At 59.6% G+C, this 16,238-nt stretch carries 13 protein-coding genes; 11 read left to right on the forward strand and 2 right to left on the reverse strand.

The window, feature by feature from the left end; translation table 11 throughout:
• Positions 1 to 4 precede the first annotated feature (4 nt).
• The gene (gene tssK / locus ACWR1S_RS05480; RefSeq protein ID WP_454562719.1) at positions 5 to 1,336 is read right to left on the reverse strand and encodes a type VI secretion system baseplate subunit TssK; all 1,332 of its coding nucleotides are present in this window, start codon (positions 1,334 to 1,336) and stop codon (positions 5 to 7) included.
• A gap of 46 nt (positions 1,337 to 1,382) precedes the next feature.
• The gene (locus ACWR1S_RS05485) at positions 1,383 to 1,802 is read right to left on the reverse strand and encodes a type VI secretion protein (RefSeq protein ID WP_454562750.1); all 420 of its coding nucleotides are present in this window, start codon (positions 1,800 to 1,802) and stop codon (positions 1,383 to 1,385) included.
• Positions 1,803 to 2,059: 257 nt separating this feature from the next.
• Here ACWR1S_RS05485 and tssB point away from each other — a divergent pair, with 257 nt between their 5' ends.
• The 11 genes from tssB to tssI all read left to right on the forward strand — a co-directional run bounded on the left by tssB (position 2,060) and on the right by tssI (position 16,236).
• Positions 2,060 to 2,602 carry a type VI secretion system contractile sheath small subunit gene (tssB, locus tag ACWR1S_RS05490; protein ID WP_064117633.1) on the forward strand — a complete coding sequence of 181 codons (543 nt, stop codon included), beginning with the start codon at positions 2,060 to 2,062 and terminating at the stop codon, positions 2,600 to 2,602.
• A 30-nt stretch (positions 2,603 to 2,632) separates the two neighbouring features.
• On the forward strand, positions 2,633 to 4,114 hold the full coding sequence (gene tssC, locus ACWR1S_RS05495) for a type VI secretion system contractile sheath large subunit (protein ID WP_454562720.1): 1,482 nt from the start codon (positions 2,633 to 2,635) through the stop codon (positions 4,112 to 4,114).
• Between the two features lie 75 nt (positions 4,115 to 4,189).
• Positions 4,190 to 4,684, forward strand: a complete 495-nt coding sequence (locus tag ACWR1S_RS05500) for an Hcp family type VI secretion system effector (protein WP_454562721.1) — start codon at positions 4,190 to 4,192, stop codon at positions 4,682 to 4,684.
• Between the two features lie 15 nt (positions 4,685 to 4,699).
• Positions 4,700 to 5,143 carry a type VI secretion system baseplate subunit TssE gene (gene tssE / locus ACWR1S_RS05505; protein WP_454562722.1) on the forward strand — a complete coding sequence of 148 codons (444 nt, stop codon included), beginning with the start codon at positions 4,700 to 4,702 and terminating at the stop codon, positions 5,141 to 5,143.
• Positions 5,127 to 6,920, forward strand: a complete 1,794-nt coding sequence (gene tssF, locus ACWR1S_RS05510) for a type VI secretion system baseplate subunit TssF (RefSeq protein ID WP_454562723.1) — start codon at positions 5,127 to 5,129, stop codon at positions 6,918 to 6,920. Before tssE ends, tssF begins: the two co-directional genes overlap by 17 nt.
• Positions 6,884 to 7,909 carry a type VI secretion system baseplate subunit TssG gene (gene tssG, locus ACWR1S_RS05515; protein WP_454562724.1) on the forward strand — a complete coding sequence of 342 codons (1,026 nt, stop codon included), beginning with the start codon at positions 6,884 to 6,886 and terminating at the stop codon, positions 7,907 to 7,909. The genes tssF and tssG overlap by 37 nt, the downstream gene beginning before the upstream one ends.
• A gap of 1 nt (position 7,910) precedes the next feature.
• Positions 7,911 to 10,451 (forward strand): type VI secretion system ATPase TssH, encoded by a 2,541-nt coding sequence (tssH, locus tag ACWR1S_RS05520; protein ID WP_454562725.1) that lies wholly within the window; start codon positions 7,911 to 7,913, stop codon positions 10,449 to 10,451.
• Positions 10,452 to 10,529: 78 nt separating this feature from the next.
• Entirely contained in the window at positions 10,530 to 12,026 is a 1,497-nt protein-coding gene (locus ACWR1S_RS05525) for a hypothetical protein (protein ID WP_454562726.1), read from the forward strand.
• A 126-nt stretch (positions 12,027 to 12,152) separates the two neighbouring features.
• Positions 12,153 to 13,172, forward strand: a complete 1,020-nt coding sequence (locus ACWR1S_RS05530; RefSeq protein ID WP_454562727.1) for a hypothetical protein — start codon at positions 12,153 to 12,155, stop codon at positions 13,170 to 13,172.
• Positions 13,173 to 13,181: 9 nt separating this feature from the next.
• Positions 13,182 to 14,210 carry an endonuclease/exonuclease/phosphatase family protein gene (locus ACWR1S_RS05535; RefSeq protein WP_454562728.1) on the forward strand — a complete coding sequence of 343 codons (1,029 nt, stop codon included), beginning with the start codon at positions 13,182 to 13,184 and terminating at the stop codon, positions 14,208 to 14,210.
• Between the two features lie 16 nt (positions 14,211 to 14,226).
• Positions 14,227 to 16,236, forward strand: a complete 2,010-nt coding sequence (gene tssI / locus ACWR1S_RS05540) for a type VI secretion system tip protein TssI/VgrG (protein WP_454562729.1) — start codon at positions 14,227 to 14,229, stop codon at positions 16,234 to 16,236.
• Positions 16,237 to 16,238 lie beyond the last annotated feature (2 nt).

The following is a 16,238-nucleotide window of genomic DNA, read 5'->3' on the forward strand; positions in this document are numbered from 1 at the left end:
GTGATCAGGCGCTTTCACTGTTCTGGGCGATAAACAGCACCACTTGCCACGGACTGCTGGCCAGCTTCGCCGCGGGGGCTGCGATCATCAGCGGCAGCTGCGCGTCAAACCAGCTGCCTTCGGCCGTGACCACAAACAGCCGCGTGTCCTCGCCGACGCTGTAGGCGACCTGTTCGCTGCGGCTCATGACCTGATGCGACAAACCACTCATGCGCTGGCGGCTGAGCAGCGCAATGTGTGGCGCCGAAGCGATGATCGCGCCGCGCAACCAGTCAATCGCCGCTTGCTCACTGGCGCCGTTGGGCATGCGCAGACCGATCACCAGGCGCTGACTTGGCTGCTCGTCCGGCAGTTGAATCGAAAAGCTTTGTTCGCTGCGTTCGAACGGCAAGCTTCGGTAGCCGGCGCGGATCAGTTCGAGGGTGGTTTCCAGCCATTGCAGCACGGCGTCATAACCGCGCTGCAACTCAAGAAAATCCAGCGGTGCAAAGGCCGGCACGCCAGCCAGCGGATCCAGCGCCGACCATGCGCCGGCGAGTCCGAGCAATTGCACATACAGGGGCTGCGGATGAGCGATGCGGCTATTCAACGCGCCTTCGACTTCCGGCAGACGCGCCCACAGCGCAGTCAACTGCCGGCGGATTTCCAGCGCATCGTCCTGATTGCCGGCCTGTTGCGCCTGACGCAAGCGGCCACCGAGAAACAGACACTTCTCCCGCGCCCGCGCGCAGAGACCGGCGATGCGTCGGCCAAGCGCCGATTCCGGCAACAGCACCGCCGTCGGCGCGGTGTAAGACAGCGGCAGGAAACCACCGCCCTCCTTGCGGATTTTCAGCAACGGCAGGCAAATCGAATCGGCTTTGTTCAATTGCGTGCACAGGCGTGGATTGGGCCGCCACACGGTGATCGATTCAGGAAATTCGCCACTGGTCAGATCCGGCAGCGCGTCGCCCACCACCGACTGCAAGCGACCCTTGAGCGGCAGCAACTGCCCGGCACGCCACATCGGGCTGATCGCCAGGTACACGGTGACGGTGGCATCGTCGGTGGCATCGATCGCCGCACTGACGTCCAGTTCCAGCATCGGCCCGATCCCGGCCTGCAAATCCACCGGCAGGCCGTCGGGCATCGTCCCTTGCAGCGACAGTACCCGCACCACCCCAGCGCTCAGCGCCGAAGGATCGAACGCCATATGGCTGACGCCCCAGAACCACGGGTTGCACGCTTGCGCCAGATGCGCGCCGAGCGCTTCGGCCCGCAGCCCTTGCAACTGAAAATGCTGCGGCAGCAATTGCATGCCTTCGTGCCAACAGACCGCGTCAGGTAGCAGACTCATACGACTCCCTTCGACAAGGCCGCGATCCGGCGGCAGCGGTGGTATTTCAGTGTTCGGTGGCGTTGACCAGGCTCATCTCGCGACTGTCGAATTTCAGCCACGCCTCGCTCTGATCGTCGAGCCGCAAGCGGTGTGCTCCGGGTGTGTTATAGCTGGCGAAGACCAAAAGTCCAGCGGCCTTCTTGCCCCCCAGCGGGAAGGGTTGGCGATCGATGAATTGCCCCGGCACCAGCTCCAGTCCCCACACGCTCATCAACTGACGATAGTCGCGCTGATACTGCTCGCGTTCGGCAAACCACTGACTGGCACTGATGCCCGACAGTTGCTTGAGCAAGTCCGGATCGGCAACCGCGATGAAGTCCACGGCAATCGGGGTGTCGTCATTGGCCTTGGGGGCGACGTCGAGGGTGAGGCTGTCGAGGTCGACCTTCGGCCCGAAGAAAGAGCAACCAGCCAGGGCCAACATCACCAATGTTAGAAAAAGTCGTGTACGCAAAATGAATTTTCCTTTTCACGAACCTGTCCAAAAATGTTTTTGCTTGCATTTTTATAGACCTGTTCTAGCGTCTTGGGTAGTTCGGTTCCTACAGCCGAATGAGGAAGGTTTGTCAAAGGAACGACAGGTCATCTGCCTCCCTTTCTAACCTACGGTCCAGCAAGGGAAAGCGATGAACGGGCCACCCCGATGCATTGCGCCCGCTCATCGCATCGGAGTTCGCCGACATGGCAGAAAGTACTCAGCACAAGCTCGACCGGGTGCGCCCGCCCCGAGTGCAAATCACCTACGACGTCGAAATCGGCAACGCTATCGAGAAAAAGGAACTGCCACTGGTGGTCGGGATTCTCGCCGACCTCTCCGGCAAGCCACTTGAACCATTGGCAAAACTGACTGAGCGGCGTTTCACCGAAATCGACCGCGACAATTTCAACGAAGTGCTCGCCTCGATCGGCCCGCGCGCCACGCTGCAGGTCAACAACACCCTCAGTGGCGACGACAGCAAGCTCAATATCGAACTCAACTTCAAGCACATCGACGACTTCGACCCGGTCAAGGTGGTGGAGCAAGTCACGCCGCTGCGGCGCCTGTTCGAGGCCCGCCAGCGTCTGCGCGATCTGCTGACCAAACTCGACGGCAACGATGACTTGGACAAGCTGTTGCGCGACGTCATCGCCAACACCGAAGGCCTGCAGGAAATCAAATCGGCCCGCCCAGACACCGCTACCCCGGCCGCTGATGCCGAGGCCCCGGCCGAACCGCAAGCCTGATCGTCCACTTAATCGAGGGGAGAATTCGCCATGCCCGCTTCTGCTCAGAAACAAGCCAGCGACAGTACGACCGAGACACTTTCCCTGCTCGACCAGATCATTCTCGACGGCCGCATGGCCCACGATGACAGTCAGCAGGATTACGCCCGCGACATGCTCGCGGAATTCGCCACCCAGGTGCTCGACGAAGGCATGGCCATCGACAAGGACACCGTGGCGATGATCAACGACCGCATCAGCCAGATCGACGAGCTGATCAGCGCCCAGCTCAATGAGGTCCTGCACCACCCTGAGCTGCAAAAACTCGAAGCCTCGTGGCGTGGCCTGCACATGCTGGTGCAGAACACCGAAACCAGCACGCGGCTGAAGTTGCGTCTGCTTAACGTCACACAGAAAGAACTGCAGAACGACCTGGAAAAAGCCGTCGAATTCGACCAGAGCGCACTGTTCAAGAAGATCTACGAAGAAGAATACGGCACCTTCGGCGGCCACCCGTTCAGCCTGTTGGTCGGTGACTACACCTTTGGCCGGCACCCGCAGGACATTGGCTTGCTGGAGAAACTGTCGAACGTGGCCGCCGCCGCTCACGCGCCTTTTATTGCCGCCGCCAGCCCACGCCTGTTCGACATGAACAGCTTCACCGAACTGGCCGTGCCGCGGGATTTGTCGAAAGTGTTCGAGAGCCAGGAGCTGATCAAGTGGCGCTCGTTCCGTGAGAGCGAAGATTCGCGCTACGTCTCGCTGGTGCTGCCGCACTTCCTCCTGCGCCTGCCCTACGGCCCGGACACTTCGCCGGTGGAAGGCATCAACTACGTCGAAGACGTCAACGGCACCGACCACAGCAAATACCTGTGGGGCAACGCCGCCTGGGCGCTGTCGCAACGCATCACCGAAGCGTTCGCCAAGTACGGCTGGTGCGCAGCGATCCGTGGTGCTGAAGGTGGCGGCGCGGTCGAAGGTTTGCCGGCGCATACGTTCCGCACCAGCTCCGGCGACCTGTCACTGAAATGCCCGACCGAAGTGGCGATCACCGACCGCCGCGAGAAGGAACTCAACGACCTCGGTTTTATCGCCCTGTGCCACAAGAAGAACAGCGACGTCGCGGTGTTCTTCGGCGGCCAGACCACCAACAAATCCAAGGTCTACAACACCAACGAGGCCAACGCCAACGCGCGGATCTCGGCGATGCTGCCGTACGTGCTCGCCGCCTCGCGTTTCGCCCACTACCTGAAGGTGATCATGCGCGACAAGGTCGGCAGTTTCATGACCCGCGACAACGTGCAGACCTACCTCAATAACTGGATCGCCGACTACGTGCTGATCAACGACAACGCGCCGCAGGAAATCAAGGCGCAATACCCGTTGCGGGAAGCGCGCGTGGATGTCACCGAAGTGGCCGGCAAACCGGGGGCCTATCGCGCGACGGTGTTTCTGCGGCCGCACTTCCAGCTTGAGGAGTTGACGGCGTCGATTCGTCTGGTGGCGACGTTGCCGCCACCGGTTGCTGCCTGACCTGCCTTGCCCCCGCCGTCAGTGCGGCGGGGGCTTTCGTTTATCTAGCGCGACACCTTTCAGGAGTTTCAAGCGATGGATGCAATCATTCTCGACCTCGGCGGCGACATCAAAGGCGACAGCCTGCTCGAGGGCTACAAGGACAAGATCGAAGTCATGTCCTACAGCCACAACGTGGCGATGCAGGTGACCAACGACGTCAGTAACTCCGAGCGCACTTCCGGCAAACCGCATATCGGCGAATTCACCCTGACCAAATTTGTCGACAGCTCCACCCCAACGCTTAACAGCTATTGCTGCGCGGGCAAACCGATCCCTGAAGCCAAAATCACCATCGGCCGCAACGCCGCTGAAGGCAGCGGGCAACTGATGCCGTTCATCATCTACACCCTCAACAACGTGGTGCTGTCCAACGTCAGCGTCAGCGGCGGTACCGGCGGCAAACCGGTGGAAACCCTGTCGCTGAACTTCACCAAGATCAAATGGGAACTCACCGCGCAAAAAGACGACGGCACCAAGGAAGGCACGGCGGGCACCGTGTGGGATCTGGCGGCGAACAAGGCCGGCTGACCGGGCGCATAAGCCATGGCCGGCACCGGGATTCTCCCGCCACTGTTCGAACGCCTTGCCTGGAGCGAGGACGACGCCGCGCAGGCGTTCGACCAGCAAGGTTTGCTCGACTCGGTGCTTGCCGAGTTGGCGCGCCTGTTCAACACCCGCCGTGGCTCGCGCACCTTCACCACACCACCCAGCGTGATCGATTACGGCATCGCCGACTGGAGCGCCCTGCAACAGCAGCGCAGCGATGACCGCCGGCGACTGGCGCACGACATCCGCGAAGCCATCACCCATTTCGAACCTCGCCTGTTGTTAGGCGAGGTTGAGGTCAATCCCCTGCCCGACCACCCGCAACGGTTGAGCATTCGCTTGCTTGGCGAGTTGCGCAGCGGTCTGCAGCACTGGCCAGTGGCGTTCGTCATCGAACCCGGCGGCGAAGGGCTGGAGGTACGTCATGAGCGACTCGATTGACCCGCAACTGCTCGACTATTACCAACGTGAGTTGACCTGGCTCAGGCATGCCGGGAGTCAGTTCGCCGAGCGTTATCCGAAAGTCGCCCGACGCCTGGAACTCTCGCCCGGTGAATGTCCCGACCCGCATGTCGAGCGCTTGCTCGAAGGTTTTGCGTTGCTGGCAGCCCGATTACAGCGGCGGCTTGATGACGATTACGCCGAGTTCAGCGACGCCCTTCTTGAGCAACTTTATCCACTGGCCATGCGCCCGTTGCCGTCGTGCGCCATCGTCCAGTTCGAGCCGGACCCGAGCAAAGGCAAGCTCGACGGCGGCTATCCCCTGCCCCGCGACACTCCATTGTTTGTCACCACCAGCAAAGGCGAAAGCATCCACTTTCGCACCAGTGCCGCCGTGCGTTTATGGCCGATTGAAGTGACCGAAGCCCTGTTGCTTGGCAGCGATGAAGCGCAGGCACTGACCGCTGTCGCGCAGGCGCGTTCGGCGTTGCGCCTGAGTTTGCGTTGCCTCGGCGACACTCAATGGTCAGAGCTGGGCATCGAGCGGTTGCGCATTCATCTCGCGGCCTCGCCGGTGATCAACGCCAGCCTGTATGACTTGCTCGGTGCGCATGCGGTGCAAGTACTGGCCGGGCCGCCGGGCAGCGTTCCCACGGGCCTGAAGGGACTGCCTGACATCGTCGGCTTTGCCGAAGACGAGGTCTTGCTGCCCGACGAAGACGGTGTACATCCGGGCATGCGCCTGCTCGCCGAGTACTTCGCGTTCCCTGAAAAATTCCACTTCTTCGATCTGCCGCTGAGTGGCGCCGCCAGCGACAGTCAGACGTTGTATCTGTACATCGTTTTCAACCGCGCTCCGACCAGTCGTCTGCATTTGCAAGCGAGCGATATCGTTCTCGGCTGCGCGCCCGTCATCAATCTGTTCCCGCGTACATCCGAACCGCTGCGCCCTGACGGCACCCGCAGCGAGTATCGCTTGATCGCTGACAGCCACCGCGAAAACAGCGTCGAGATTCACAGTATTCGCGGCATGCGCGCCAGTTCCGGCGCCGGCGTGCAACGGCTGCCGGCCTATTACGGCAGCCAGCACAGCGGCGGTGATCAACAGCGTTACTGGCATGCCCGACGAGTCAGCGGCATGACCCCGAACCGGCTCGGCAGCGATCTGTTGGTGAGCGTGGTCGACACCCGTTTCGAACCGCAGACCGACCTGCCCGATTACAGCCTGACCGCTGAGTTGCTGTGCACCAATCGGCACCTAGCGCAAAGTCTGCCCGCCGGTACGCCGCTAGGCTTTGAACGCCCCGGCCCGGTGGCCTGGGCACGTCTGCGTAATCCACCGAGCCCACAGAGTTTGCCGCGCCTGGACGGTGATTCGCGCTGGCGGCTGGTGTCGCAACTGACCCTCAATCATCTGTCGCTGGTCGAAGGCCCGCAGGCACTCGATGCACTGAAAGAGATTCTGCATCTGCACAACCTGCGCGATGAAACCAGCGCTTTACGCCAGATAGAAGGCTTGCTGAGCATCAGTTGCGAACGGGTGATCGGGCATGTCGGCGTCGATGCCTGGCGCGGTTGGCGCAATGGCCTGGAGGTGCAATTGCAGCTTGATCCGCAGCACTTTGTCGGTAGCAGCGCGGTGCTGTTTTCGGCGGTGCTGGCGCAGTTCTTTTCGGTGTACGCCACGGCCAATCGCTTTGTGCGCACGGTATTGATGCAAGCCGACAAGGAGGTCAAGGCATGGCAACCGCAAGCCGGCATGCCCCTGGCGCTCTGACCCTGAGCGAGCGTCTGCGCCACGATCCGCAGGCGTTCGAGTGGTTGCAGGCGTTGCTGTTGCTGGAGCGCGAACAGCCGCAAGCCGAATCCCTCGGCAGCGGCACCTCACCACAAGCGGAAGCGTTGAAACTGCGCGGACCGCTGACGCCTGTATTTCCGACCAGCCAGATTGAGAATCTGCATGAAGCGCCGGGCGAACCACTGACCCTCGACACGCCGATCTTCGGCCTCGGCGGTCCCGACGGGCCGTTGCCCTACGCCTATCAGGAATGGCTGCAACAGCGCGCGCGAGCCAAGGATCATGCGCCGGCCGAGTTCCTCGATCTGTTCCAGCATCGACTGCTCAGCCTGCTTTACAAGGTGATGCGCAAGCACCGTATCGCCTTGGGTTTTGTCACGCCGGGCGCCTCGCCGGTGCAGGCGCAACTGCGTGCGCTGACCGGGTTGCTGCCCAAATCCTTGCAGGAACGCCAGGCGATTCCTGACTGCGCGGTGCTCGCGTGTACAGCGCTGTTTGCCGATGGCCGCCGCTCGCTGGCCGGGTTCGCTGCAATAGTCCGTGAACAGTTTGAAGTGCCGGTCGAACTCAGTGCTTACGAAGGTGCCTGGCGCGAGATTCCCTTGGCCAGCCGCAGCCTGATGAAGGCTGGCGGCCGCAATCTGCAACTCGGACGCACGGCCGTTGCCGGCAAGCGAGTCTGGGATGAACACGCCGGTATTCGTCTGACGCTGGGACCGTTGCCCTCGGCGCAGGCCGGGCGTTTTCTGCCAGACGGCGAGGCACACCCGGCGCTGGCCAGCCTCGCCGCGTTGTATTTCGGTCCGGACCTGGAGGTGAAACTGGTCCTGCTGGTGCGCGGTGCCGGGCCAATGAAACTCGGGCGTCAAACCCCTGCGCTGCTGAGCTGGAATGGTGGTTTGCAACGCCAGGCCAGTCTCGCTGTGCAACGCATCGAAACCCGTCTTTGTCAGCTGGAGATCACCTGAAATGGAACTGGCCAGCCTGATCGGACGCCTCAATCCGGACAACCGCCGCGCCCTTGAACGTGCCGCGCAACGCTGTTTGCAACGCGGGCATCACTTTGTCGAGATCGAACATTTACTGCTCGAACTGCTGGATATCGACGGTGGGGATCTGGCTTTTCTGCTGCCGCGTTTCAGTCTGGAACGTGATGCGCTGACGGCTGAAATCAACAAGGCACTGGACCTGTTCAAGGCTGGCAGCACGCGCACACCGGCGCTGTCTTCGCACACGCTGGGCTTGCTGGAAGACGCGGTGGTGCAAGCCAGTGTGTTGGGCGTCGACAGCATTCGTTCCGGGCTGCTTTTATTGGCGTTGATTGATCGCGACGAGCGCCGCAGCCTGTTGCTCAACAGTGCCTCGTCATTGCTGCGGATTCCGAAAGAAGCGCTGCGGGCGAACTTGCTGGAATGGACGGAAAACTCCCGTGAGCATGTCGGCCCACGCTCGGTGTCTTCGGGGAGTCCTGCCCCCCGGCAAGACTCGGTACTCAATCAATACACCCAGGACCTGACCGCCGATGCCCACGCCGGGCGCATCGACCCGATCGTCGGTCGCGATGGCGAGATTCGTCAGTGCATCGACATTCTTCTGCGGCGCCGGCAGAACAACCCGATTCTGGTCGGTGCTCCCGGCGTCGGCAAAACCGCCGTGGTCGAAGGTCTGGCCCTGCGCATCGCCGCTGGAGACGTGCCGCCGTCGTTGCAGGAAGTCAGTTTGCGCGTGCTTGACCTCGGTCTGTTACAGGCCGGTGCCGGGGTCAAAGGTGAATTCGAACAACGGCTCAAAGGCGTGATCGACGCGGTGCGTAGCGCCGACAAGCCGATCATTCTGTTCATCGACGAGGCTCACACCTTGATCGGCGCCGGCGGTGCCGAGGGCGGCAGCGATGCGGCGAATCTTTTGAAACCAGCGCTGGCCCGAGGCGAACTGCGCACCCTCGCCGCCACAACCTGGATGGAATACAAAAAATACTTCGAGAAAGACCCGGCCCTCGCCCGCCGCTTTCAACTGGTGCAGGTTGAAGAGCCGGATGAAATCACTGCGGTGGAAATGCTCCGCGGCGTGGCCGCCAAACTTGAACAGCATCACGGCGTGCAGGTGCTCGACGCGGCGATCCATGAAGCCGTGAAACTCTCGCACCGCTACATTTCCGGCCGCCAGTTACCGGACAAAGCCATCAGCGTGCTCGACACAGCGTGCGCCCGCGTCGCCCTCGGTCAGCACGACGTGCCGCCACCGCTGGAAAGCCTGCGCCACCGGCAAAACAGCCTCAAGGATGAAGTCGAACGCCTGCGCCGTGAACAGGCTACCGGCCTGGATCACCGCGAGCGCATCACCCTGCTGGAGAGCGAATCGAAAACCAACGTGCAGGCCATCCGCGAACTGGAAACCCGCTGGGGCGAGGAGCGCGTGGCCGTGCGTGAACTGCTCGATACTCGCCGCGAATTGCTCGACTTGAGCGAGCGCGCCGACAGCGAAAAACCCGATGAAGCCACCGACAGCCGCATCGATCATCTGGCCGCCGAACTGTTGCGCCTGGAAGCCGGGCTTGATGCGATTCGTCAGGACGATCCGCTGGTGCCCGAGCAAGTCGACAGCAAAACCGTCGCTGCCGTGATTGCCGGATGGACCGGTATTCCGGTTGGCAAAATGCTTGCTGACGAAGCCCATGCGGTACGTACGCTTGGCCAGCGCATGGGCCTGCGCGTGATGGGCCAAACCACGGCGCTCGCGACCATTGCCCAGCGTCTGCAGGCTTACCGCGCCGGCCTGACCGATCCGCAAAAACCGGTCGGCGTGTTCTTGCTGGTCGGCCCTACTGGCGTCGGCAAAACCGAAACCGCGTATGCGCTGGCCGATGCGTTGTATGGCGGCGAGCGCAACCTGATCAGCATCAATCTTTCGGAATATCAGGAAGCCCACACCGTCAGCCAACTCAAAGGCGCCCCACCCGGTTATGTCGGTTATGGCAGCGGCGGCGTGCTGACCGAAGCCGTGCGGCGCAAACCGTATTCGGTGGTGTTGCTGGATGAGATCGAAAAGGCGCATCCGGATGTGCTGGAGGCGTTTTACAACGTCTTCGACAAAGGCTTGATGGAGGACGGCACCGGGTTAGTCGTGGACTTCAAGAACACCGTGATGCTGGCGACCAGCAATGTCGGTGCTGAGTTGTTGCTCGACACGCCGGTGGCGCAACTCGGTTCCGACGCCTTCAACGAGACCCTGCACAAAGTCCTGCTGCAAGCCTTCCGCCCGGCGTTTCTGGCACGCATGACCGTGGTCGCGTATCGGCCGCTGGATGAGGCGACGCTGGAAGGGATTGTCTTGGCCAAGCTGGAGAAATTGCGCGGGCGCTACAAGGCGGCGACCGGCAAGCAGTTCGAGTTTGATTCGGGAATCGTCAAAGCAGTGCTCGCCAAATGCAGCGCGGCCGGTGCGCGGGATGTCGAGAATGTGTTGATGACGCAGGTGACGGGGAAGTTGGCGGAGTGGGTGTTGGAGTAAGGCCCCTCGGCCGCAACAAGTGCACGAAAACCGTGATGAAAGAAAGGCCGCTCTTCCAAAACTGACAAGGATAAAGTCATGAAAAAAAGCCTGAAATACCCGATGAGTCTACTGGGAGCCTGTATCGCGATACCGCTGTCCGCACAGGCCGACACTCGGCATTCTGAAAACGAACTGGTGGGTAAGGTGTCCTTCCTGACGTCCACGATCGAAAAACTCAGTGACGCGAATTTACAGATCGACCCGTTCCTGACCTCGGCCATTTCCCCGCCACCGAACTACAAGGGGCCGCTGTTCACACTCAGCCACGACTACCCGACCCAGCTGCCTGCCAGCACTTCGTTCCCATGGAGCAAGACCACCGACAACGGCAAGATCACCCAGGCCAATGCCGGTGCTTACGTTCAGGCGCTGAAGGACTACGTCTCTCCCGACATGCGCAAAATCGTCTATGACTATGCCAACTGGAACTACCAGAACAGCGGCTGGTACGACTCGATCTGGCTGGGCATTGAGCGTGAACCCATTCGTGGCGTGTATGTCGGGTCAGGCTTTCCCGCCGGCACCCTGACGGATCAGACCCTGCCGGTGACCACTTATGTGCTGACGCTGTACGACACTCGCGCGGCAAAAACCCTTGGCGATATCTGGGGCAAAACCCCTGAGCGGGCGATGAATCCGGTTCTGGAGACGAGCACGACGCAGTTTGCCGAAGGCAGCGTCATCATCAAATTCGCCATGGTCAGTGCCTGTGGCAGCGATTGGGCGCCCATGGAAGGCGCCGCCCAGTGGGAGATCTATGCACCCGTGAACACCAGCAATGGCAGCGCACTGAATAAAACTCAATGCGTCGGTCAAGACTTCAAGGGCACCACCACTCAACCGGCCATGACCAAAGTGTCGTTGATGCAGTTCGACATCATCGTCAAAGACAGCGTCGCTTCCCCGCAAACCGGTTGGGTTTTCTCCACCCTGGTGTACGACAAGAACGCTCCGGGCAAAGACGCCTGGGACAAGATGATTCCGCTGGGGGCCACATGGGGTGGCGACCCGGGCGTCATCAACACGGCACCCACGGCGTTGACTCCGCCGGTTACGGTCAATCCGAAACTGATCGAAAACTGGGTCAACCCCAAGTCGCCGGTTTACTCGGTCTCCACACTCGGCTGGGACGGAAGATTATCAGGCCCGAACGACGGTGCCGTCGTGACGCCAGCCTGGGCTGCCTCGCATTACTACCCGGCCGGCCTGGCCAGTGCCGGATGCCTGGGCTGCCACAGCAGTGCCCAGTATCCGATGACCTCGTTCCTGCTGCCCACTTCCAGCCAGCCACCGCAAACCATTGATCCACCGCTGTCTGGCAGTGACCCGGACGCCGCACTGGTCATGGCAGAGCCCGGATCGAAACTCTGGATGAGCTGGTTCCAGAGCCGCGACGGCAAGACCCCGATGGGCCCCGACACCACAGCAGGTGCAAAACCGGTGGCGCTGGATTACGACATGGTGACCGCATTCAAGGCGATTCCGATGTGGCAACAGGCCAAAGCGGCCGAAGCCAAAAATGCTCAGAAGTGAATGAAAGGGGACGGATTTGTTTTTGCCGTTTGAGGAATAAATGGATGAACAAACACATAAATCCGTCCCCATTTCATAAATCACCTTAGAGGTGAACTGGACGAAAATTGCAGGGATGACTCAGCCATGAATTTCACCTTATTCAATAACCAGAACCATTGGCTGGATGCCAGTGATGTATCACATGCCAGTGTAGAAGACGCCATCGTCGCTTTTTTTACTCATGGCAAACACGTTGCCTATTTTCAAGCCTATGAGCGTGCTCATCCACAGCAGCTCGCCAATTCAATCAACACGTTATGGACTGGACGCCCCCCCGCAATCGGCGGTCAACCTTTGATAACGGCATTGGCGACCAGTATCGACACCCTGTGGACAGGCACGATCAAACCCCAAGGCCTACTCAAACTGCAAAGCGAACACACCGCGACGAATGCTTACTTCAATGGTTTGGGGCAATGCCCTGCGCTTGATGAATACGCCAAACACGGAGTTGCACAAGCCTCGTTGCATGACTTCAAAATCACCCGAGTTCACTTGCAGCTCTACGCTGGATTTCTAGGTACGTTGGCCGCGACCCACTTGGTTGAAACGCCCGCGAACAAGTACAACCGTTCTCATCTGCAAGCGTTGAAACTGGAAGAGGCGCGATCGGCATTGAACGCTGGAGACGCTGTAACGCCTGACAGTACTTATTGGAAGAAAATCAACGAGTGTGCTGACTTCTGGATCAAGGAGGTTCCCGCCACCCGTGCCAGGCAAGCTCATATGGACCGTATCCTTGCCTGGCCCAAAGGAACAACCAAAGAGGTACTCAAGCGCAACGTCAGTGACAAGGAGCAAGCTTATGCCATGGAAACGCAGGTGGTATCGCAAGGAAAGGATTCATTCGAAAGGCACAAGTGGTTTTACTTCAAGAAAGGAAGCCCCGGTGTAATCCATGGTTGGGTATTGACAATAGAGCTTCAGGGAAAAGCAATAGAAGAGCTGATGGGTCTGGCAGTAGAAGTCAGCGGGGAGCATCAGAGCACCTCGTCACACGCGTTCATCAAGAAACAAAATGAATCGGATTGCATCGGCATTCATGAAGACTTTCTGGCGGCATTTTCTGAACATCTGATTAAGCAAATTACTTCTAAAAAGTGAGACCCGAAAATGCCGCTCACCATAATGACCTGGAATGCCCAACACTTCGATGAGCAAAACGCGACGCTGTCCGAGGCTTACAGGGAAAAACTTGCCTTCCTGGTTTATTACCTGAAACAAAGAAGTCCCGACATTTTTGCCTTATTCGAAACGGGTAAATCAGGCGCCGCAAACACCCAGTTAATAAGGGATCTGAGCGCTGAATACAGCCCGATAAGCGTTCTTCAGCCTGAGAGTGCAAAAACCAAAGTCACTACGCTGGGCTCAATCGTTTTTGTAAAAAACGCAATCGCCAGAGAGTTCACCGACATTTCAGCACACGTACCTTTGGATGACAAAGAGCAACGCGGGGTACTGCTCATCCGCCATAGAACTACCGATTTATGTTACGGCTTCTACCATGCTAATGCTTCAAAGCGGGCACTGGGCAATATCATCAACGCAATAGCTTACATTCAAGGTCTCAAGGTCAAGCTGGTATTTTTTGGTGGCGATTTGAACGTACCGACTGACGGAAATCCTGACGTCATAATGAAAATGCACAAACTGACGCCAGCCTATCCGGGCTATACACATGTCAACATCCTGAGTGACGACGTGAGTTCCTCCCGCCGAGAACTACGGGACATGCAGGAGCTCGGACACTTTCTTGAACACACGCCAAAAGAATATTTTGAAGAAGAATACAAATGGAACCATGCCATTGATGGGACACCCCGACATCCGACGACCCGGCTGAGTTTGCTGGACTATGCATACGTCCATGAATTGGAGAAATGGAGCGCCGTGTGCGAAGGCAGCGCAAACAGCGTTACATCGGGAGAGTCTGTCAGGCATCGCACTACGGTCATCCAGAAAATCTGTTTGGGCATGCCCATAAGAAGTGATCATTTCCCGGTACTGTTTACCTATGGCGTGGTCCCACCCTCACCTTCGACATCCTCTGGCTCCCCACCAGTAACGGCAACAATAGCGACTGGCGCCTCGGTATCAACGTCACTCGGCTCAACCCCCATTGACGATAGTTCAATGTCTTAGCCATTGAGACCACTCCATGCCCCGCTCAACCGACAGCAACACCAGCCTCTCCCTCACCGCCCCCTCGCTGTCGGCGCTTTATCCTGAATCGCTATCCGGTGAAGAAGCGCTCAATGCACTCGGTTCGCAAACCCTCGGCGGCCTCAATGACGGCGCGTCTCTGACCCTGACCAGCGCCGTCGCCACACACGTCACCACGACGTTTCACAACGACGCGCAACTGCGCTCGTTCGATGCGCTGGTCGCCGAGATCCGCCAGTTGCCTGCCGACGCCACGGCCGAGCGCTATCAACTGGTACTAAGACCCTGGCTCTGGTGGCTGACGCTGGCGAGTAATAACCGCGTGTTCCAGAACCTCGCCACCTCGGACATCGTCACGACGATTTTCAAGGCCCATGGCTTCAGCGATTTCAAGCTGTCGCTGACCGGCAGTTACACCCCGCGTGATTACTGCGTTCAGTACGGCGAAACCGATTTCGCCTTCGTCTCACGGCTGCTGGAGGAAGAAGGCATCTTCTGGTTTTTCACCCACGACGATGGCAAGCACACGCTAGTGCTCGGCGACAGCAACGATGCTTTCGTGCCGATCCCCAATGGGCCAAAAGTCAGTTATCGGGGCCAGGGATTAGGCGAGCGTGAGCTGCACGGCATCCGCTCCGGACAAGTCTGCTTGCAGGCAGTCGCCGGGGTGTATCGGGCGACGGATTACGAGTTCACCACGCCAACCACTTCGCTCTACGGCCAGGCCGAAGCGGTGGCCGGGCCGCGTTCGATTTACGAGCATCCGGGCGGCTACAACGCCAAGGCGCGTGGCGATACGTTGACCAAGCAACGCGTCGACGGTTTGCGCAGTGAAGAGAAACGTTTTGTCGGCGAGAGTGACTGTCGCTGGTTGATCCCGGGGCACTGGTTCACCCTCGACGGTCACGAAGATGCAAGCCTGAACATCGATTGGCTGGTGACGCGCGTCACCCATGACGTCAGCCACGAAAGCTATCGCAACCGCTTCGAAGCGATCCCCAAAGCCACGCCGTTTCGGCCGCAACGTGTCACCGCAAAGCCGCGCATGCATCCGCAGACTGCAATCGTCGTCGGTAAATCAGGCGAGGAAATCTGGACCGACGAATATGGCCGGATCAAGTTGCAATTTCCCTGGGATCGCGACGGCAAGAATGACGAAACCAGTTCCTGCTGGGTGCGCGTGGTATTGCCGTGGAGCGGCAAGGGCTTTGGCATGCAGTTCATCCCGCGCATCGGCCAGGAAGTCATCGTGACCTTTATCGATGGCGACCCGGATCGGCCGCTGGTCACCGGTTGCGTCTATAACGGTGATAACGCCCAGCCTTACGCCTTGCCGGCCAATCAGACGCAATCGGGGATCAAGACGCAGTCTTCCAAGGGTGGCGGTGGTTTCAACGAATTGCGCTTTGAGGACAAGAAAGACGCTGAAGAGGTGTTCTTGCAGGCGCAGAAAGACCTGAAGATCAACGTGCTCAACGACAGCACTGCCAGCGTCGGCCATGACGAAACTCTCACCGTACAGAACGCGCGCACCCGCACGGTCAAGGACGGCGACGAAACCGTGACCCTGGAAAAAGGCAAACGCAGTGTGACGATTCAGACCGGTAGCGACAGCCTCGATGTGAAGGACAGCCGCACGGTCAAGGTCGGCACCGATCAGAACCACAGCACCGGCGGCAACTACACCGATAAAGTCACTGGCGATTACAGCCTGACGGTGGACGGCAACCTGACGATCAAGGTCAGCGGCACGTTGACCCTGCAAAGCGGCGGCAGCTTCACGATCAAAAGCGGTGCCGATCTGGCGACGTCGGCCAGCACCTCGATCACCCACAAGGCTGGCACTGCCCTGACCAATCAAGCCGGCACGTCACTGGACAACAAGGCCGGGACGACGCTGACCAATGACGCCGGCATCAGCCTGACCAACAAGGGCGCGGCCTCGCAGACCGTGGACGGCGGCGGCATGCTGACCATCAAGGGCGGTCTGGTGCAGGTCAACTGACA

It is taken from the genome of Pseudomonas sp. AIG, assembly GCF_977020205.1.

Coding starts and splice junctions, on each gene's coding strand:
- tssK (WP_454562719.1), bottom strand. CDS start 1,336: ATGAGTCTGCTACCTGACGCGGTCTGTTGGCACGAAGGCATGCAATTG.
- ACWR1S_RS05485 (WP_454562750.1), bottom strand. CDS start 1,802: ATGTTGGCCCTGGCTGGTTGCTCTTTCTTCGGGCCGAAGGTCGACCTC.
- tssB (WP_064117633.1), top strand. CDS start 2,060: ATGGCAGAAAGTACTCAGCACAAGCTCGACCGGGTGCGCCCGCCCCGA.
- tssC (WP_454562720.1), top strand. CDS start 2,633: ATGCCCGCTTCTGCTCAGAAACAAGCCAGCGACAGTACGACCGAGACA.
- ACWR1S_RS05500 (WP_454562721.1), top strand. CDS start 4,190: ATGGATGCAATCATTCTCGACCTCGGCGGCGACATCAAAGGCGACAGC.
- tssE (WP_454562722.1), top strand. CDS start 4,700: ATGGCCGGCACCGGGATTCTCCCGCCACTGTTCGAACGCCTTGCCTGG.
- tssF (WP_454562723.1), top strand. CDS start 5,127: ATGAGCGACTCGATTGACCCGCAACTGCTCGACTATTACCAACGTGAG.
- tssG (WP_454562724.1), top strand. CDS start 6,884: ATGGCAACCGCAAGCCGGCATGCCCCTGGCGCTCTGACCCTGAGCGAG.
- tssH (WP_454562725.1), top strand. CDS start 7,911: ATGGAACTGGCCAGCCTGATCGGACGCCTCAATCCGGACAACCGCCGC.
- ACWR1S_RS05525 (WP_454562726.1), top strand. CDS start 10,530: ATGAAAAAAAGCCTGAAATACCCGATGAGTCTACTGGGAGCCTGTATC.
- ACWR1S_RS05530 (WP_454562727.1), top strand. CDS start 12,153: ATGAATTTCACCTTATTCAATAACCAGAACCATTGGCTGGATGCCAGT.
- ACWR1S_RS05535 (WP_454562728.1), top strand. CDS start 13,182: ATGCCGCTCACCATAATGACCTGGAATGCCCAACACTTCGATGAGCAA.
- tssI (WP_454562729.1), top strand. CDS start 14,227: ATGCCCCGCTCAACCGACAGCAACACCAGCCTCTCCCTCACCGCCCCC.